Origin of the sequence: Sorangium sp. So ce381, from assembly GCF_051473845.1 — a bacterium.
Taxonomy (GTDB): Bacteria; Myxococcota_A; Polyangia; order Polyangiales; family Polyangiaceae; genus Sorangium; species Sorangium atrum.
Map to the genome: position 1 here is coordinate 3,270,398 of NZ_CP150336.1, position 18,962 is coordinate 3,289,359.

General features: G+C 72.5%; 16 protein-coding genes. 9 read left to right on the forward strand and 7 right to left on the reverse strand.

What is annotated here, in order from left to right; translation table 11 throughout:
• Window positions 1-20 precede the first annotated feature (20 nt).
• From WMF29_RS12480 to WMF29_RS12505, 6 genes are all read left to right on the forward strand, one after another.
• A complete protein-coding gene (locus WMF29_RS12480; protein ID WP_437329048.1) occupies window positions 21-815 on the forward strand; it encodes a hypothetical protein in 795 nt (264 codons plus the stop codon).
• Window position 816: 1 nt separating this feature from the next.
• Entirely contained in the window at window positions 817-1,998 is a 1,182-nt protein-coding gene (locus WMF29_RS12485) for a PEGA domain-containing protein (RefSeq protein WP_437329049.1), read from the forward strand.
• 19 nt (window positions 1,999-2,017) lie between these two features.
• On the forward strand, window positions 2,018-3,610 hold the full coding sequence (locus WMF29_RS12490) for a hypothetical protein (protein ID WP_437329050.1): 1,593 nt from the start codon (window positions 2,018-2,020) through the stop codon (window positions 3,608-3,610).
• Window positions 3,600-3,965 carry a hypothetical protein gene (locus WMF29_RS12495; protein ID WP_437329051.1) on the forward strand — a complete coding sequence of 122 codons (366 nt, stop codon included), beginning with the start codon at window positions 3,600-3,602 and terminating at the stop codon, window positions 3,963-3,965. Before WMF29_RS12490 ends, WMF29_RS12495 begins: the two co-directional genes overlap by 11 nt.
• Window positions 3,966-4,104: 139 nt before the next feature.
• On the forward strand, window positions 4,105-4,881 hold the full coding sequence (locus WMF29_RS12500) for a PP2C family protein-serine/threonine phosphatase (RefSeq protein ID WP_437329052.1): 777 nt from the start codon (window positions 4,105-4,107) through the stop codon (window positions 4,879-4,881).
• Between the two features lie 207 nt (window positions 4,882-5,088).
• The gene (locus WMF29_RS12505) at window positions 5,089-5,271 is read left to right on the forward strand and encodes a hypothetical protein (protein WP_437329053.1); all 183 of its coding nucleotides are present in this window, start codon (window positions 5,089-5,091) and stop codon (window positions 5,269-5,271) included.
• A 99-nt stretch (window positions 5,272-5,370) separates the two neighbouring features.
• Here the strand turns inward: WMF29_RS12505 and WMF29_RS12510 are convergent, their stop codons facing one another.
• On the reverse strand, window positions 5,371-5,808 hold the full coding sequence (locus WMF29_RS12510) for a nucleotide triphosphate diphosphatase NUDT15 (protein WP_437329054.1): 438 nt from the start codon (window positions 5,806-5,808) through the stop codon (window positions 5,371-5,373).
• A gap of 211 nt (window positions 5,809-6,019) precedes the next feature.
• On the opposite strand from WMF29_RS12510, the gene WMF29_RS12515 reads away from it, so the two are divergent.
• Entirely contained in the window at window positions 6,020-6,715 is a 696-nt protein-coding gene (locus WMF29_RS12515) for a hypothetical protein (protein WP_437329055.1), read from the forward strand.
• Between the two features lie 101 nt (window positions 6,716-6,816).
• On the opposite strand, the gene WMF29_RS12520 is transcribed toward WMF29_RS12515, so the two are convergent.
• The 3 genes from WMF29_RS12520 to WMF29_RS12530 form a co-directional block, all read right to left on the reverse strand.
• Window positions 6,817-7,698: a tRNA1(Val) (adenine(37)-N6)-methyltransferase gene (locus WMF29_RS12520; RefSeq protein WP_437329056.1), complete on the reverse strand. Its 882-nt coding sequence runs from the start codon at window positions 7,696-7,698 to the stop codon at window positions 6,817-6,819.
• A gap of 93 nt (window positions 7,699-7,791) precedes the next feature.
• A complete protein-coding gene (locus tag WMF29_RS12525) occupies window positions 7,792-8,490 on the reverse strand; it encodes a hypothetical protein (protein WP_437329057.1) in 699 nt (232 codons plus the stop codon).
• Window positions 8,491-8,638: 148 nt separating this feature from the next.
• A complete protein-coding gene (locus tag WMF29_RS12530) occupies window positions 8,639-9,553 on the reverse strand; it encodes an SIMPL domain-containing protein (protein ID WP_437329058.1) in 915 nt (304 codons plus the stop codon).
• A gap of 186 nt (window positions 9,554-9,739) precedes the next feature.
• Between WMF29_RS12530 and WMF29_RS12535 the strand changes: the two genes are divergently transcribed.
• A complete protein-coding gene (locus WMF29_RS12535; RefSeq protein ID WP_437329059.1) occupies window positions 9,740-11,908 on the forward strand; it encodes a serine/threonine protein kinase in 2,169 nt (722 codons plus the stop codon).
• Between the two features lie 19 nt (window positions 11,909-11,927).
• On the opposite strand, the gene WMF29_RS12540 is transcribed toward WMF29_RS12535, so the two are convergent.
• From WMF29_RS12540 to WMF29_RS12550, 3 genes are read right to left on the reverse strand one after another with little or no spacing between them, the layout of a single operon-like run.
• On the reverse strand, window positions 11,928-14,387 hold the full coding sequence (locus tag WMF29_RS12540; RefSeq protein ID WP_437329060.1) for a SpoIIE family protein phosphatase: 2,460 nt from the start codon (window positions 14,385-14,387) through the stop codon (window positions 11,928-11,930).
• 17 nt (window positions 14,388-14,404) lie between these two features.
• A complete protein-coding gene (locus tag WMF29_RS12545; protein WP_437329061.1) occupies window positions 14,405-14,782 on the reverse strand; it encodes a hypothetical protein in 378 nt (125 codons plus the stop codon).
• Window positions 14,763-15,287, reverse strand: coding sequence for a hypothetical protein (locus tag WMF29_RS12550; protein ID WP_044964684.1), 525 nt, complete (start codon window positions 15,285-15,287; stop codon window positions 14,763-14,765). Before WMF29_RS12550 ends, WMF29_RS12545 begins: the two co-directional genes overlap by 20 nt.
• Window positions 15,288-16,056: 769 nt before the next feature.
• On the opposite strand from WMF29_RS12550, the gene WMF29_RS12555 reads away from it, so the two are divergent.
• The gene (locus WMF29_RS12555; protein WP_437329062.1) at window positions 16,057-18,942 is read left to right on the forward strand and encodes a PQQ-dependent sugar dehydrogenase; all 2,886 of its coding nucleotides are present in this window, start codon (window positions 16,057-16,059) and stop codon (window positions 18,940-18,942) included.
• Window positions 18,943-18,962: the final 20 nt, after the last annotated feature.

Below are 18,962 nucleotides of genomic sequence, written 5' to 3' on the forward strand. Positions count from 1 at the left end.
GGGCGAGGGAAGCGATGCGTATGGACGACCCGAAGCGGCCGGTGGTGAAGCCCGGCGACGACCCCAGGCTCGACAGGCTGATCGAGGACCTCCGGCACGACGGGCAGGGCGGCGATCCGTTCTATCCGGTCGCGCGGCGGTGGTTCGGCAGGGCGGCGCGCAAGGCGGTCCGGCCCGCGGTGGTCGCGGCGAGCGGGGAGGGGAGCGGCGGCGGCGCGGCGGCGCTGGCGCCGTCGCGCGCGGCCGCGGGCCCGCCGCGCGGGCGGCTGTGGGGCGCGGCGCTCCTGCTTGCGGCCATCGTGGCCGTCGGCGGCGCGATCGCGCTGTGGTCGGCGGCGCGCGCGCCGCGCGGCGGTGCGCCGGCGTCGGGGCCGGCGCCGGAGCGAGAGCCGTCCGAGGGCGCGGCGGCCGGCGCGCAGCCGGTGCCGCGGAAGACGGCGGCGAGCAGCGCGCCGAGCGCCGCCGCCTCTGCGATCGCGCCGATGGCCGCGGGGTCGGGCTCCGCGCCGACGGCGGCGGGGAGCGAGGGGACCGAGCGGCGCGCGGCCGGCGAGGCGCCTGGCCCGTCGAGCGCGCCCGCGGCTGGCAGCGAGGGCAGGGGGCGCGGCGCGAGCGGCAGCGCGCCTGCGCCGTCGAGCGCGCCGGTGCCCGCGGCTCCGGCGCCCCCGAAGCGAACGGCGGACGCCGCCGCGCCTCGCCCGCCGGGCCACGTCGCCGTGCCCCAGGCCGCGCCCGCCGGAGTAAGCTCCGCGCCCGCAGGGGCGCCGCAGGCCAGCAGCTCGGGCGCGGGTTCTTTGCCACCGGAGGTGTTCTGAGATGAAGGCGAGAGCGAGGAGGGCCCGCGCGGCGGGCTGGCTGGTGCTGGTCGCGGGCGCGGTGGTCGCGGCGCCGCCGGCAGCGCGCGCGCAGGGAGCGCCGGCGGGGGCGCAGCCGGCGACGACGAGCGCGCAAGCAGCGCCGTCGGGGGCGCAGCTAGCGCCCGCGGGCGCGGATGCGGCGCAGGCCTCCCGCGACGCGGACGCGGCGTTCGCGCGGGGCAAGGAGCTGTACCGGCTCGGGAAGCTCGGCGCGGCGTACGAGGCGTACCGGACGGCGTGGTCGCTGAAGCAGAGCTACGACATCGCGGCGAACCTCGCGAACACGGAGCTGCAGCGGGGGATGAAGGTGGAGGCGGCGGAGCACCTCGCGTTCTGTCTGCGGAGCTTCCCGGCCACCGGGAACGCAGCGCAGCACGAGCAGATCCGGGCGCAGTTCCGTGCCGTGCGCAAGGAGGTGGGGTCGATCGTCGTCCAGGCGAACGTGGACGGGGCCGAGGTCTCCTTCGACGGGACGGCGATGGGGCGCACGCCGCTCCGGCACGAGGTGTTCGTGAAGCCGGGAACGATCGCGGTGGAGGCGCGGCTCGCGGGGCACGAGCCGGCGCGGGTGACGCTGGAGGTCCCCGCCGGCGAGACGAACACCGCGAACCTCGTCTTGCGGCCGCCGCGGGAGCAGCCCGCTCCGCCGGCGCTGGTCCCGACGCCGGGCGGGGGCGGGAGCGCGACGGGGGCGGGGGTTGTCGGGCCCGTGGCGGGGCAGCCGGCGGTGCCGGTGGAGACGCAACCGCTGCCGGAAAAGAGGAGCTGGGTGCCGGTGATCGCGCTGGGGGCGGCGAGCGCGGTAGGGCTCGGGGTCGCGGTAGGATTCACGGTGGCGTCGAACGATGCGAGCGCCGACGTCGACGCGTACGGGAAGGCCGTCGATGATGCCGCTGGGCAATGCAAAAGGCCGACGACCGCGCTCGCCGGCCTTTGCGCGGAACTGCACGATGCGGGCTCACGGCAAGAGACGTTCGGCAACGCAGCACGGGTAGCGTTTGCAGCGTCGGGTGCGCTGGCCATCGCCGCGGTGACCTATGCGTTGTGGTCTCGAGCGGATTCGCGGGTTGCGGCGCCGGTGCACGTGCTCCCTGATGTGAGTGCTCGTGGCGCAGGGGTCACCCTCTTCAGCGTTTGGTGACGAGTTCGGGCGAGCGACAATGAAAATCCAAACGAAATTCTGGGCATGGGCGACGGCGGGAACGGTCACGATGGCTGCCGGCTGCAATGTACTGTGGCTCGACGTCACAGGAGACTGCGAGCGGATGCGGACATGTGATCACTTCCTATCGACAGGCCCCGGAGGCGGTACCGAGAACCCCGGATGCGAGGCGGACCCGACCGAGGACGCGAGCACGGCGACGGAGGCGTGCGCGGTGTTCGCGAGCGCGAGCGCGAAGCCTGGCGGCGACGGGACGAGGGCGAAGCCGTATACCTCGCTTGCGGAAGCGGTCGCCAACGCGAACGGCAAGCGGGTGCTTGCGTGCGCGAGCGGAGCGTTCGCGGAGAGCGTGACCATCGGCGCCGAGGTCGACGTGATCGGCGGCTTCGACTGTGCGGCGGATTGGACGTGGAGTGCCGAGGCACGCAGCGCGATCGAGGCGCCCGCGGACGAGATCGCGCTGGTGCTGTCGGAGGGCGCGAGCGGGACGAAGGTGAGGAGCTTCGCAGTGCGCGCGGCGAACGCGACGCAGGCGGGCGGGTCGTCGATCGGGGTGGTGGTGGCGGACGTGGAAGCGGAGCTCGCGGAGGTGGAGGTGACCGTGGGCGATGGGATGGACGGGGCCAAGGGGGCGACGCCAAGCGAGGCGCCGGTGGCCGGGGCGAGCGCGGAGGCCGGGAGCGCGTCGAATGCATGCGCGGCGACCAACCTGGTCATCGGCGGGGCCGGAGCGGTGACGAGCTGCGAGGACGGCGAGACGGCTGGCGGGAGCGGCGGGTTGGGCGGGATCACGGAGGCGGACGAGGGCAACGGGCAGGTCGGGACGGATGGCGGGCCGGTGCCGGAGGAGAATCCGACAGGGCGAGGCCTTGGAGGGATCGGAGAAACGGCGAGCCAGGAGTGTGAGCAAGGAGTGAACGGGAAGAGCGGCGCCGCTGGTCCCCCCGGCGCCGGCGGAAACGGTGCGACGCTGGCGCTGACGGGCCTGAGCGGCGGCGACGGCGCTCCGGGCACAACCGGCGGCCGTGGTCAAGGCGGAGGGGGAGGCGGCGGAGCGAAGGCGGGGCTGTTCTGCCAGGTCGGACCGGACATCGTTGACGGCGTCGGGGCGAGCGGTGGAGGCGGCGGAGCCGGGGGCTGCGGAGGCAAGGGAGGCGGCGGCGGGCAGGCGGGCGGTTCGAGCATCGGGATTGTGAGCCTGGGCAACCGGCTGAAGCTGACCGGGGTGACGATCGCGGTGGGTAAGGCCGGTAACGGAGGCGCCGGATCGGCGGGGCAAAGTGGAGCCGCTGGAGGCAATGGGGCTGCCGGCGGGACGGCGTCCGGGACGGCGCCTTCCAGACCGGGGTGCCAGGGAGGAAACGGTGGTCTCGGCGGTCCAGGTGGCGCCGGAGGTGGCGGCCGGGGCGGCTATGCCGTAGGCGTTGCGTATGCGGTGACGCCAAGCGAAGCGCCGGCGGTGGACTTCACGGCCGGTACACCCGGCGCCGGCGGCAACGCCGGACCCGGCGGAGCACCGGAGAACGCCGGCGCGCCGGGGAGCGACGGGAGCTGCTGGGACTTCGCAGGGCAAGCGCCGTGTGGAGGGTGAAGCGATGACATCACCGAAGGCGCCGCCGGAGGGCCTGCCGACATGGGCCGACCCGGTGTGGAGCTCGGACACGCTGCAGGCGAGGGAGGAGCAACTGCGGGGGCTGGCCCGTGCGCAGGCGCGGGGCTCGCTGCTGTTTCGGATCGTGCGGGGCGAGGACACGCGGAAGGAACTCGCGCAGCTCGAGGCCCAGGCGGAGGCGATGGAGGCCATGGAGCAAGAGGTCGCCGGGGCATGGATGAGCGCGGCGATGGTGGAGAGCGGAGGCGAAAGGCGCTGGTCGCGGATCGGCGCGGTGGTCTTGGCGCTGGCGCTGTTGTGCGGCGCGGTGATCGCGAGCGTGTGGCTGCGCTGACGCAGCGAATCAGCGACGTAGCAACGTAGCGAACGGGCCGCGCGCGGTGCGGCCTCACCAACCAGGGAAACGCGCGCCGCAGAGCGCGGCGCGCCATGGCTCGGCTCGTCTTGTCGACGAGCGTGCGAGGAGGACGATCGTGTATCCAACGCTTGCCATCGAGGCAGCGGCCCAATCGGACGTGGGCCGGCGGCGTAGCCACAACGAGGACAGCTTCGCGGCGCTGCCGTGCGTGGGGCTGTTCATGGTGGCTGACGGCTTGGGCGGCAACGCGGGCGGCGAGGTGGCGTCGCGGATGGCCATCGAGGTGGTCAAGAGCTGCTTCGACGTGGACGAGGATCTCGAGGAGACGTGGCCGTATGGCACGGGGAGCGCGCACGACAGGGACGAGGTGAGGCTGGTGCTGAGCGTGCGGCGCGCGAACCGGGCGATCTACGAGGCGAGCCAGCGGCGAGAAGAGGTGCGCGGCATGGCGACGACGTTCGCGGGGGTGCTGCTCGGGGCGGGGATGGCGTACATCGCGCACGTGGGCGATTCGCGCGTCTACAGGATGCGCGAGGGGAAGCTGGAGCGGCTGACGCGGGATCACACGCTGCTGGAGGAGCTGCTGAACGAGGGCGACGGCGCGCTCGCGGCGCTGGAGGCGCTGAGCGGCCGAGCGGACGCGGTGACGCGGGCGCTGGGGTGCGACAAGAGCGTGGAGATCGAGTCGCGGGTGGAAGCGACGAAGCCGGGCGACGTGTTTCTCGTGTGCTCGGACGGGCTGTGGGGTCCTGTGCCGGAAGCGCGGATCGAGGGGGTGCTGGGGAGGCACCGGGACCTGAGCCTTGCGGCGAGCCTGCTGGTCGACATCGCCAACGAGCACGGGGGGCCGGACAACGTGACGTGCGTCTTGGCGCGGCTGGGAGACGGGTGACGTGCGCAGCGGCGACGTGCTGCGGCTGGAGTCCGAGTCGCTTCCAGGTGTGATCCTTGAGGTGTGCCGCAAGCTGAGCCGGTGAGCGGCTACGCAGGTATCGGCGTGTCGAGTCTCCTGATAGCTCGGTGAGTAACCTGTACGAGCCTGTTGTCTATCCATGGGCTCAGCGGGTTCCGGGGCTGGAAGCGGACTATCCTGCAAGCCATGCCACATCCGCAGCTCGGCGACGCTGGGCGTAACGTCTGGCCGGAGCTGTTCGTTAAGCTGTCGACGTACCTGAAACCGATCGGCATCACGGAGCATCGGCCATTCGAATACGGTGGCATCGGTCCGCGTTTCGATCTGGAGCGCAGCCAGGCTTGGCTCCGCCGCTTCCACGACCGCTGAGCGCGAAGGCGAGATCGATATGAAGATCACGACCGCGCAGTCTCCGCGCCTCCCCAGGACGGTGCAGGCGCCGGGAGGGCGGCACGCATGCGGCCGGGATCATGGATTGTAGCGGCGGCCGCTGCGGTAGCTCGCGATGGCCAGCTCCACCGGCCGGAACAGCGGGCTGGGCAGCGCGTCGAGCGGGTACCAGCCCCAGCCGGCGATCTTGTGGGGCTCGCGCTCCTCGGGCTCGCCGTCGAACTCCTCCGCGAGGAGCTGGATGTCCACGTAGTGCTTGCCGTAGGCGAGGATGTTGCTGAGGCAAAGGAAGGAGAGCTTCCTGACGAGGAGGCCGCTCTCCTCGCGCACCTCGCGGATGGCGCAGTCCTCGAACGACTCGCCGAGCTCGAGGTGGCCGCCGCACCACGAGTAGCTGCCGTCGCCGTGGCTGCCGCGCCGCCGCGCGAGCAGCACGCGCCCGTCGCGCACCAGCATGACGCCCACGCCGACCAGCGGTCGCTCCGCGGCGTTCCCTCCGACGATCGCCTCTCCCAAGGACACCTCCCGCGCGCGACACCCGTCGTGCGTGGCGCGCGCTCTAGCACGGCGCCACGCCCCAGCGGCGCCGCTCGGAAGGCGTCCGGTCGACCCGCCGCCCCCGCTGCGCGAGCCGCGCCGCCCGCGCGGCGCACGAAGCCTCCTCGCGCACGTGCAAGCGCCGGTACCGATTGACTTTTCAGTGAACACGCGTACCGTGCCAGACCCGATGGATGCGTCCTTGCCCTGGGAGCTGAACCCCGTCCTCCAGCAGAGTCGGCTCGTCCTTCTGGCGCAGACGGCGGTCGATGTCCGCAACAAGGCGTTCAGCGAGGCGAACCGCGAGGAGGGCGATACCAGCTGGGGCATCGGCTGCAAGGCGCACGAGCGGTTCGGTCATTCCCTCTGCAAGCTGGAAGAGAGCGGAAAACACCCCTGGCTGTCCGTCCATCGAGATGGGCTGTACTTCATGCCGCACATCGAGGGCGTCGCCGTGCGCGTGTACCGCGGTCCGGCCGACAAACCCTCGCAGCGGCACCTCGAGGCCGCGCGCAGCGAGCACGGTCGCCGCGCGGAGTCGCGACAGATGGCCTTCTCGTTCATGGGGGAAGAAACCGAGCCGGATGGCCCGTGGTTCTGGATGATGGCCGTCGAGACGGACGTCGAGGGGAGGGCGCTCCGCGCCGTGTTCTTCCAGGCCAACGAGGCCGGCGGGACCCGACACGCCTGGGAGGCCTCGGTCGAGAGCGTGTCCGCTGCGCCTGGGCCTGCGCCTGCGCCAGAGCCTGGAGACAAGCCGGCGCGCCCGGCGCGCCCGCGCCCGGCCCAGGGCCAGCAGGCGAAGGACGCGCCCGCGTCGCGCGACGGACGGCCGTTGTTCCGCGCGCAGACCATGACCCTTCCGCTCGTGTCGCAGCCGAGCTGACCGCCGCCGAAAGAGGCGGATCTGCCGGTGCGGATCGGCCGGTAACGAGTGCTGTCCAACAGCGGTGAGCCCCCGGCGCGACACCCGCGCAGGAGCCCGGGCTACACCGGCATTCCCATCGTCCGTCGGAGCGCGTCGAACTCCTCGGTGAAGCGCCCGTTCCCGCCCCTCAACACGAGCGGCGCCTCGTCCTGGCACGACGTCACGGCCTCGGCGCGGCGCAGGGCATAGACCGAGAACAGGGCCGCCTTGCCCTCCTTGGGGACGACGTCGCGCCACGCCTCGAGCGCGAGCCCCGCCGCCGCCGCCGCCGCCGCGACGCGAGGCCGCTGCCGCGCCGCCGCGCAGGCCACGAACGGAGCGCCGGGAGCGAGCAGCCGCGCGGCCGCGAGGCAGTAGTCCTCCACGCCGCCGCGGTGCTCGAAGCGGCACGGACCGCACTGGACCCGACCGGACTCGATGCCGGTGCCGACAGGCAGGTACGGCGGCGTCCCCGTCACGAGGTCCGCAGGCGCGAGCCCGTCGAGCACCGCCGGATCGCGCAGGTCCCCCCACCGGACCTCGCCGCGCGCGTCGACGCCGTTCCACGCGACCGAGCGCCGCGCCATCGAGGCGCTCACCTCCTGCGCCTCCACGCCCGCGCAGCGCGCGTCCGGGAAGCGCCACGCGGTGAACAGGAGCACCGTGCCGATGCCGCAGCCCAGGTCGACCGCGCGGCGCGGGGGCGCGTGCGCCACCCGCTCGGCCGCGAACCAGGCGGTCACGAGGTCGTCGGCCGACCAGCGGTGCCCGTCGAGCCGCTGCAGGATCCGGAAGTCGCCGGACAGATAGCAGAGGTCCTCGCCGGGGCCGGGCCAGACCTCCGGGCGATCCGGCGTCGCCGGCTGCGGCCCGGGGGCGACCCACCCGGGCGGCCGGCGCGCAGGGCGCACGACCCCGCCGCGCGGCGCGACGGACGGCTGGACATCAGGGGGAGCGATCATCGACCCCATGTACCACGCCCCTGCGGCGCCAGGGGCGCGCGCCATCCCCCCTCGAGCGCGCGGCCCCGCGTGGAGCGCGGCGGCCCCGCGGCGTCAGAGGTTCGCGCAGCGATCCTCGAGCGAGGGATCATCGCAGAAGAGGCACGGGATGGTCTCGCAATCCAGCGGAGGGCACGACGTGGGGCATGTCGGCTCGCTCGGGTCGCAGTCGATGATCTGCCAGGTGAGCGAGCCCATGTCGCCGGGGTCGTCCGGACAATTGCACTTGTTCGCGTTCAAGGCGTGTGTTGCCACCATGGTGACCGTATGACACTCGCGCCCCGGCGCCGCTCCGTCGTTCGGGAGAGTCACGAGGCCGAAGTTCAACTTGGCCGTGATGAGGCGCTGTCCGTCGGCGATGGTCCCGGCCGGAAACGAGGGCGATCCCGCGAACCTCCGGTACGGGTACGGGTAGTCTTCCGATGTGCGGCTCCCATAGTCGACGTACAGGGCGATCTGCACGGGATCACCGTTGTCCTCGGACAGCACCGTCGCGACGAACTCCTTGGGTTTGTCGTTGAATTTGTCCTCCGGAGTGATGTGGATGGGCCTGTGCGGGGGAGGAAAGACCGCCGTGAGCACGGGCGCGGTCTGCTCGGGATGCTCGTACGACGGCGGCGAGATCACGAGGCAGCCCGTGGTCGAGACGGCGAGCGCTGCCGCCGCGAGCGAGCGAACGAGCGCGGCGTGGCAGCGCGAGCGCGCCGCGAGGACGGCGGCGCGGCGAAGGAAAGGGCGGGACGGAGCGATCATGGTGGCGCTGTGCAGGGACCGATGGGGTTGGGGCCGTGCTGGATTCTGGGACTCTACCTGCTGGGGCGATGTGCGGTTGATCTAGCTGGAATCTGGCGGCCGCCGCGCAGGGCGGGGCCCACGCGGCCCCGCCACGCGCGCCGCGAGGTCACTTGCGCGGGGTCGCCGGCGCGCTCTCCAGCGCGTAGACGACCTTCACCTGCGTGCCGAACGGGACCTCGCCGGACGACACGGGCGTGCCGATGTCCGCGGAGTACCCGCCGGAGGCGGCCATGGGGCGGGGGGCGTAGATCGGGCCCTGCTCGACGACCTCGCTGATCGAGACGACGTGGCCGAGCGAGACGCCCTGGAGCCTGGCGAGCGCCTCGGCGCGAGCCCGCGCGTCCGCGATCGCCTTTTCCCGCGCGCGCGCCTCGAGCGGGTCGGTCTCGTCGAGGCCGAACGAGACGCCCCAGACGTTGTTCGCGCCGGCGGCCACGGCCGCGTCGAGCACCGCCCCGACCTGATCGAGCTTGCGGATCACGACCATCACCGTGTTGCTCACCTGATAGAAGTGCGTCGGCGGAGGCGGCGCTGCCGGCGCCAGGTCGGCGGGCGGCGGCTTCGGCGCGGGCGGCGGCGTCGGCTTCGGTCCGCGCCCCGCGGGCGCCGCGGTCGGCGCCGCCTGCGCGGGCGCGGGCACGGGCGCCGGCGGCGCGTAGCCCGTGGCCATCCAGGGCGGCACGTCGGACTGCCGCACGAGCTGGATGGAGTAGTTGCTGGTCTGGATGTCCTTCTCGGCCAGGCCGGCGTTCTTGAGCGCGGCGAGGATCTCGGTCATGCGCGCCGCGGCCAGCTTCGTCGCCTCGTGCACCGTCGGCGCCATCACCTCGATGCCCATCTGGGCCCGGGCGACGTCAGGCCTCGCGCTGACGTCGCCGCGGCCGACGACCGTGATGGTGTTGACCTCCGGAGCGTTGGCCAGGGGCGGCGACGCCTGCGCCGCGCACGCGGCGAGGAGCGGTGTGACCGAGAGCAGGAGCCCGGCGAGGCACGTGCGGGACAGGGAACGCTGGTTCTTCATGCCCGTGCAACGCGCGCCGCCCACGGCGGCTTACAGGGGGGCGCGCGCTTCGGCGCCCGCGCGCTCGACGCGGCGAGCAGACCGGCGGGCCGCTCCCCGAGGCGCTCCGGCGATGCCCGAGGCGGGGGCGTTGCTCCCCCTCGGCAAGTTGTTCCACGCCGCGCCGGGTGCGCTATGGTCGTTCACGTGCTCACAATACCCAGCGATGAAGAGGCCCTCGGAGGTCTGCAGGGTGCCACGATCGCCAGCGACCTCTCGTCAAGCATCGGCTACCGCATCGTGTCGCGCGCCGGGGCCGGGGCGATGTTCGTCTCGTTCTACGCGGTCCGCACCGCGCCCGAAGGCGAGACGCCCGTGGTCGTCAAGATCCTCCGGCCGTCGCTCTTCAGGCAGATGGGTCCGTCAGCGGCCGTCATCGTGAAGAAAGAGGCGGTGTCCCTCGGCCGCCTCAACGAGCAGGTCCCTCCGACCCCCTTCGTGGTCCGGCTCATCGACACCGGCACGTTCGAGGTCCGCCGCGGCACGAAGGCGCTCAATCTCCCCTGGATCACCATCGAGTACGTGCACGGCGGCGTGCAGGGCGTGACGCTCCGGCAGCGGGTGCAGGGGACCATCCAGGCCACGGGCCACGCGTTCGATCCTGCGCGCGCGACGCGCGCCATCGAGTGCATCACGAGCGGGCTGTCGGCGGTGCACGACGTCGGCGTCGTCCATCGGCAGCTCACGCCGGAGAGCATCCTCTGCTGCGGCTCCGGCGACGACGAGCTGTTCAAGATCAGCGACTTCGGCATGGCGCGGCCGCGCGGCATCCGCGAGACGATCATGGCCGGCGTCGTCGGCAACGCCGGGGTCGCGCCGCCGGAGATGCTGTCCGCGGATCCGAGCACGATCGGCCCGTGGACCGACATCTTCAACCTCGCGTCCGTCATCTTCTTCCTGCTCACGGGCGAGGAGTACATCATCGCGGAGTCGCAGGCGCAGGCGCTCATGGCCGCCATGGCGCGTACGCGCCGGAGCATCGTCGAGACGCGGTGGCTCCACCCCGCGCTGCGCGCCAACGAGCAGGCGTGCAAGTCGATCGACTTCGCGCTCCGCTGGGCGTCCACCGGCGAGGCGCAGGAGCGCCTCCAGGAGGCGGTGGCCGTGGCCGCGATGCTCTCGCCGTACCTCCGCCCCGCCTCGCCGATCTCCGCGCTGGAGCAGCGGATCGTGGCGAGCGCCGGCGAGCAGCGCGTGCGCGCCGCCGAGGAGGTCGGTCCGATGACCGTCCCGTCCACGCACCTGAAGGCGCCGGTGGTGCTCAAGGGGGAGCTCGGCCAGACGCTGCTGTCGCCGCGAAACGCCAAGGCCGCCGAGCGCCCGAGCCCGGACCGCCCGATCGAGGCCGAGATCATCACTGTGCCCCCGCGCGCCTCGCGGGAGCCCGCGCCGCGCCTGTCGGCGGTCGTCGAGCGCTGGACGTGGAGCGTGCTCCACCACCCGAGCCTCGATTCGGTCATCCGGAGCGTGGCCTGGGACGGCTACGGCCGGTGCCTCGCCGCGGCCACGGGGGGGCTGCTCTTCTGGAACGGGACGAGCTGGAGCGAGGCGTCGTCCGGCGGACTCCCGAGCCCGCAGGGCGTGCGCTTCGTGCACCGGATCGGGCCCGGCCGGTGGCTGATCGGCGGCGACGCCTCGACGCTCGCTGTGTACACGACGGGCGGCGTGACGGGCGTCTTCCAGCTGCCGGGAGAGCCGCAGAGCCACGTCGCGCTGAGCGGCGACCTCGAGGACATGGGCATCCTCGTCTCGACGACCCCGAACGATCCGCGGCCGCTCCTCCACGCGTTCATCGCCAAGCGCTGGCTGCGGCCGATGCCGGCCGACGGCGTCGCGCTCCTCGCCGCGGTCGCGCGCGTCGAGGACGAGCGGTGGCTCGTCGTCGGCCGGTCGAGCAAGGGCGAGGGGCTCGTCGCGCTCTACGCGCCGCTCGACTGGCACCTGGAGCGCATCCCGGCGCCGCCCGCGCGGGCGTTCGTCGCGTGCGCCGGGCGGCCCGATCTCGGCGTGGGCATCGCCGTCGGCGCGGAGGGGAGCGTCGTCTGGCGGTACGGGCAGAGCGTCTTCACGGAGAACATCGAGCCGCGGCGCGCCCTGTCGGCCGCGACGATCGACGCGGAGGGGCGCGCCTGGGCGGGCAGCGCGGGGCGCATCTGGGTGCGGCGCGGCGGCATCCCGCCCATGGCGGGGGTGTGGGAGTGCGTCTGGGAGAACGACGCGTGGGTCGGCCCGGTCGTGTCGCTGTTCGTCGACGGCGAGGTGGTCGTCGCCATCACCGCGGACGGCGGGATCATCGAGGGCCGCGTCACGGGCTGACGAGCCCGGCGAGCCGCCATCACCGCGGCGCGCGGTACCTGGCCACGACGAGCGTGATGTCGTCGTCCGGGCTCGGGCACCAGCCGTCGACCTCCCGCAGGATCCGGTCGCGGATGTCGTCGACAGGCGTGTCCTGGGCGGCTTCGACGGTGGAGCAGAGCCGCGAGAGCCCGAACTGCTCCCGGTGCGCGTTGCGCGCCTCCGTCACCCCGTCGCTGTAGAGCACGAGCAGGTCGCCGTCCTCGAGGAGGAGCTCGGCGTCCCTGGTCATCGCGTCGATGGACGGCAGGACGCCGACCCACACGCCGGAGCTCGGGATGCACTCGCTCCTCCGCGTCCTCGCGCGGCACACGATGATGTCGTCGTGCGCGCCCGCGAACGTCACCCGCCCGCCGCGCTCGTAGCGCAGCAGCAGCAGGGTAGCGTGCTCGTCGCGCTTCAGCCGGTCGCGGATGTTGTCGTAGATCGCCCGGTTGAGCGCCGAGACGACCTCGCTCGGGCGGGCGCTCGGATCCCTGCGCGTCATGGCCGCGACCATGCTCTGGATCATCAACATGACGAGGCCCGCCACGAGCCCGTGCCCCGCGACGTCGCCGATCCCGAGCCACCCGCCATCCCGCGTCGGGAGCACGTCGTAGTAGTCGCCGCCGACCTCCGCGGCCGGCCGCATCATCGCGGAGAGCTCGAGCCCGTCCACCACGAGGTGCGCCGGGACGAGCGTGGTCTGGATGTGCTTCGCGACGAGGGTCTCCTGGTCGACCCTCTCCTGCTCCAGCCGCTCGCGGATCTCCACGTGCCGGACGATCTCCCGGTGCATCGACACCGCCTTCATCGCGGAGCCGATCTGGAGGCGCACGGCGTCGTAGACCGTCTCGTTCGCGCCGCTGTTGACGAGCGCGATGCCGTAGTGCTCCGTCTCCCCGAACGTGAGCGGCATCGCGACGACGCTCCAGCGCTCCGACGAGCTCAGGAATCCGGGCGGCGCGAGGCACGCGGACGCGAAGGTCCCGGGCGGCGGCTCCACCTCGCGGCTGTTCTCCATCAGAAAGAGCGACTGCAAGGTGGCGCGCTGGGGGTCGTCGAAGAGCGATATGGCGACGTGCGTGAGATCCAGCTTCGGCAGCTCCGCCGCGAGCGTGCGCCGGAGGGTGGGCATGCCCAGGCAGGTCGAGAAGAACATGCCGGTCCAGCTGAGGTTGACCGACGCGCGCTCCAGGTACAGCCGCTTCTCGCCCTCGGCGCGCACGGAGGCGTTGCTGATCAGGACGCGGCACCTGTGCCAGAGCCGCTCGAGGCGGTCGTCGGAGGCGCGGCCGGGCGCCCGGCCGATCTTCGCGCGGAGCAGCGTGATCGCGCCCTGGAACTGGTCGAGGGCGACGCCCTCGCGCGCCGCCGCGTCGAGGACGTCCTGGAGCGCCGTCAGGAAGCGGTCCTCCCGCCCCGTCAGCTCCTCCTCGAGCGCCGACAGCAGCTCTCGGGGCCAGGCCTGAAGCGACGCCGCCGGGACGGTCACGCACCGCGCGAGCGCGCGCTCCAGGGGCTCCTGCTGCGCGGCGACGGAGGGCGGCTCGCGGCGCGGAGGCGCCCCGGTCGGGCGCGGGAGGGCAGAATAGTAGCCGCAGCCGCACGACTCGCGCCGCGTGAGCTCGACGGGAAGGAGGCTGCACTCCGGCACACGCTCGCCGCGGAGCTGGCGCACGACCGTCTCGACGGCGAGCGCCCCGAGCTCCTTGATCGGATGGCGGACGGTCGTCAACGACGGCCTGGTGACGCGCGAGACGGCGACGTCGTCGAACCCGCACACGAGGACGTCGCCAGGGATGTCGACGCCGTGCGCCTTCAGCGTGTCCATCGCGCCGAGGGCCATGTTGTCGTTGCCGGCGACGACGGCATCGAACTCGACCCTGCGCCCGAGGAGCTCGCGCATCGCGCGGCGGCCGCCGTCGATCAGAAAATCGCCGTGCACGAAGAGGCGCTCGTCATAGGGGAGCGCGCGCGCCTCGAGGGCCCTCCGGTACGCCCCGGCGCGCAGCTTCGCCTCCTCGTTGTTGGCCGGCCCGCTGATGTAGGCGACGCGCTTGCACGCGTGATCGTCGAGCACGTGCGCGACCGCCGCCTCCCCCCCGACCGCGTTGTCGACGATGACGCTCGGGATGCCGTCCAGCGCGAGCCCCACGCTGCACACGGGCAAGGGCGCGAACGCTCGGCAGAACTCGTGCGCTCCCTCGGAGCCGACGTAGTTGGTGAGCGCCGACGACATGATCACCGCCCCATCGACCGTCGTCGCGCCGATGAGCGCATAGATCCCGCCCCGGGCGTCCAGCGTGTAGCCCTGGCGGGCGCGCGTCTCGCCGAAGGCCACGATGAGGTTGACGCCGTGCGCCTCGGCCGCGCGCTCGACCCCGAAGCGCGCCTCGGACTGGTACTCGCCGCAAAGATAGTCGGTCAGGAGGGCGATCGTGTGGCGCTTCGCCGCCATGATCTATCGCTCCCCGTTCACTTGTCGTGGATGGAGACGAGGCCCGGGGACATGCGCTCCAGGGCCGCCAGGCTCCGCCGCTGCCACCCGAGCCTCGCGTCCGTGACGAACCGAACCTTGCACCTGGGGCCCTCGCCGGTGACGCCGGCGATGAAGGCGATGAACGCCTTCAGGCAGCTCGAGTTCAGGAAGTACAGCGCGCGTATGTCGAACTCCACGGCTGCGAGCGAGAGGCGCCGCACCTCGTGCTGGACCTCCTTGCAATAGGCGCCGAGCGGCGCGGCCGCCGCCATGTCGCCCGTCCCGGTGAGCTTGATACTCAGGCGATCGCCGAGCAGCGCCGGCTCGATGCCGAAGCTGTCCGTGGTGACGCGATCAACCCTTAGGCTGTCCATTCATCCTCCACCGCTCGAGCGGCGCGTGCGCGATGATCGTGAGCTCGTTGCCCTCGATCTTGTAGTCGACGTCGAGCCCTCCCTCGGCGCGGACGCGCGCGAGGCCCAGGCCGGAGACGCCCTCGACCATCGCTGTCTCCGTGATGAGGTCGTCGTAGTGCTTCAGCGGGTCGCTCGCCGTCTTCAGGTCGAGCAGCCGCTTCTCGACCTCTCGCAGCCGCTCCGGCGACGCCTCGTTGCGCGCGCGGATCTTCATGATGTGCGACCTCTCGTCCTCCTCCAGCGCGAGCTCGAGGCTGACGCGAGGGCCGGTGGAGTATTTCGTGATGTTCTCGGCGAGCTCGTGCGCGGCCATGTAGAACCGCGAGCTCACATTCGCGTCGTCCAGCACGGCGCCGCAGAAGCTGGACACCAGCCGCAGCACCGCCGTCGCCAGGCGCTCGCTCGGAAAGAAGGTGATGCAGAGGAATAGCGAGGCGCTCTGCGTCGGTTCGGGGGATGACACAATCTGTTATGTTACGCCGCCCTGGCGCAGGATCCAACCACTAGTTCCGCGGGCGGCGCGGCTTCTTCCCGTGGCTCTCGTGGCTCTCGTGGCTCTCGTGGCTCTCGTGGCTCTCGTGATTCCCGTGAGAGCGTGAGGGCGATCGCGGAACAGAGAGGGCGCCCGGAGCGAGCTCCGCCTCCGCCTCCGCCATTGAGCTTCCGATGTGATGCGGTTCTCACCTCGGAATGTGATGCGCTTCGCAGTTCGCGCGTCGGCGCACTTCGCGCCAGGGCATAACGCGACGCGTTGTCCGCGGCGGAGTGGCATGCTCGTTGATCCTGCTCGTCGATGACGAACATGGCGTCCATCGGCGCCCAGGTGTGTCCATGGATCCGGTGCGGCCACCGCGCGCCTCGCGCACATACGCCTTCACCTGAGGGAAAGATCCTGCCGGGCGACCCTGCAAGGAGGGTATTGCTGAATGAAACAACGACGCTTCTCGCTCGGGCCGCCCTGGCCACTCGGGCTGTCGCGCCGCCGCCCGCATCGCTTGGCGGCGATGACGGGCCTCCCTTTTCTCGTGATGCGCGGCGTCCTGGCCGGCGCCGCGGCGGCGGCGGCGATCGGCTGCAGCACCGCGCCCGGGACGGCGGGCGAGCCCGGGCGCCCCGCCGGCGCGAGCCACGGTGTCGGAGAGGGCGATTCGATGGCGCTCGGAGCGGCCCCAGCAGCGCTATCGAGCGATGGTGCCGTGTGCGTCACCATCCAGCGTGGAGCTCTCGGCACGGTGAGAGATGCGACACTGTGGCAAAACGCTCCGGGGTGGAACGACTCCGCATCTCCGAACCTCTCGACGGGGTGGGCCGCGGGCGCCGGCCGCCGCCGGTCTGTCGTGTACTTCGGGCTCTCTCCCGTGCCGGTCGGCGCGACGGTCCTCTCTGCCTCGCTGGCCTTCCATCAGACGTACGCGGTGGAGAGCAGCGCTGTGAGCGTACACCGCGTCACGATCCCGTGGGACGAGCGCACCGTCACGTGGTCGAGCATCCGGGACAGCGGCTTTGAAGGCGAGAGCGCGGCGACCATCGCGGCCGAGGCGGGCGTCGGCGCTCGGGCGGCGGACGTGTCGGCGCTCGTGCAGTCGTGGGCGCTCGGGACGGCGCGGAACGACGGCGTGCTGCTCGCCGAGGGCGACGAGGAGCGCGCCCACACGACCTACCTGAGGAGCAGCGAGATCGGCAGCACGCAGGAGCGCCCCAGGCTCGACGTCTGTTACGTGACCTGCTCGGACGGGGTGATGAACGGCCTCGAGGTGGGCCTCGACTGCGGAGGGCCGCACTGCGCTCCCTGCACGGGCGCGACGGTCGGCACGTCGAGCGCCGCTGTGTCGAGCGCCGCTGTGTCGAGCGCCGCAGCGTCGAGCGCCGCCGTGTCGAGCTCGACCGGCGCGTCGAGCGCGGCGGCCGATGATCCGTGCGCTGGCGCGGCCGCGCTGCCGCCCGATCCGCTGCCGCCCGCGCGGCTCTCCGAGACCGGGCTCTACGCCGACATCACGACGCGATCGCGGGCGGCGGGCACGCGCGAGTTTCGTCCTGCTTACGAGCTCTGGTCGGACGGGGCGGCGAAGCGGCGCTTCGTGTACCTGCCGCCCTGCTCCACCGTCGACACGAGCGACATGGATCACTGGTCGCTGCCGGTCGGCGCGCGCTTCTGGAAGGAGTTCCGCGCGGAGGGCGTGGCCGTGGAGACGCGGTTCATCCACCGGTTCGGGCCGGGCATCGATGACTGGCTGTTCGCCGCGTACGCGTGGGATCCTGCGAGGAATGACGCGTTCCTCGTCGAGGAGGGCGTCGAGGACGCGCGCGGGACCGCGCACGACATCCCCCGGACCGCGGACTGCTGGGAGTGCCACGGCAAGCTCCCGGAGCGCGTCCTCGGCTTCAGCGCGCTGCAGCTGAGCCACGATGGACCGGGCGAGACGATCGCGTCCCTGAGCGACGCCGGGTGGCTCACCGTCCCGATGCGGGGAGGGGTGCGCCCGCCGGGCGACGCCCGGGCCGCCGCCGCGCTCGGCTATCTCCATGCGAACTGCGGCAATTGCCACAACAGCACAGGCGTCGCGACCCTGCGGACGCGCCTCCTCGCGGCGAACACCACGGTGGAGAGCACCGATACGTACACGACCGGCGTGCGCGTGACGCCCAGCTTCTGGGAGCCCGGCGCGCTCTACCGGATCACGCCGGGAGATCCCGAGTCGAGCGCCGTCGTGCGCCGGATGGAGAACCGCGGCTCCAGGGCCCAGATGCCCCCGATCGCGTCGGACACCGCCGACGCGGCGGGCCTCGCCGCTGTCCGCTCCTGGATCGAGGGCCTCGGGCCGCCGCCCGAGGCAGGGAGCGGCGGCAGCGGCGCAGGCGGCGCGAGCGCTGGCGTCAGCAGCACGAGCGCGGGCTCCGGTGCCAGCAGCGGCGGCTCCGGTGCCAGCAGCGGCGGCTCCGGTGCCAGCAGCAGCGGCTCCGGCGCCAGCAGCGGCGGCTCCGGCGCCGCGTGCGCCGGGGTGCCGCGCCTGAAGCTCACGCAGGTCGCGGCCGGCCTGGCGACACCCGTCTTCCTCGCCAGCCCGCCGGGCGACCGATCGAGGATGTTCGTCCTCGAAAAGGACGGCATCGTCCGCCTGATCAAGGACGGTGTCCTCCGGTCCACCCCGTTCCTCGACATCCGGGGCGGCGCCTCGTGCCCGCCGGCGCGGCCGGCGAGCGCGAACCCGCTCGTGTGCACGCCCAGCCCGACCGCGGAAGGCGGGCTGCTCGGGATGGCGTTTCACCCGGGCTACGCGAGCAACGGCAGGTTCTGGCTCTTCTACACCGCCGCGCCGAGGGGCAACGTCACGATCGCCGAGTTCCGCCGCTCGGCCTCGAACCCCGATGTCGCGGACACGTCGGCGGGGAGCGTGCCTGTCCGGAAGCTCCTTGACGCGAATCACGGCGGCTGGAACCACGCGGGCGGCACGCTCGCGTTCGGCCCCGACGGCTACCTCTACGCGTCCGTGGGCGACTCGGCTGTCACGCCGTATTCGGCCTCTCCGGCCAAGGATCTCTCGTCTCCGCTCGGCAAGATCCTGCGGATCGACGTGGATAGCGGGCTCGGCCCGTCAGGCAACCTCTCCGGCGCAGGCGTGAACCCGCTCGTCTGGGACTACGGCCTGCGCAATCCATGGCGCATCAGCTTCGACCGGAGCACCGGGGATCTCTACATCGCCGACGTGGGACAGAACGCCTGGGAAGAGCTCGACATCGAGCCCGCGCGCACCGGGCGGCGCAATTACGGGTGGCCGGCGATGGAGGGCGACCACTGCGTCGCCGCCGGGTGCTCCCGCGTCGGCGTCGCGCCCGCCGTGGAGCACAGCCACTCGAGCGGGGAGGGCGGCTCGATCACGGGCGGCTACGTCTACCGCGGCTCGGCGATCCCGTGCCTCCGGGGAAGGTACGTTTACGGCGACTACGGGACGCACCGCTTCTGGACGCTGCGGTGGGACGGCTCGCGGGTGCGGGATCACGTCGAGATCACGGCGGACCTCGAGTCGCGCCTGCCTGCGGCCTCGTTCGGCGAGGACGCCGCCGGCGAGCTCTATGTCGTCATGCTGACCGGCGAGGTGTTCCGCGTCGATCCGAGGTGAAGGCCTCGCGCCCCAGCGGC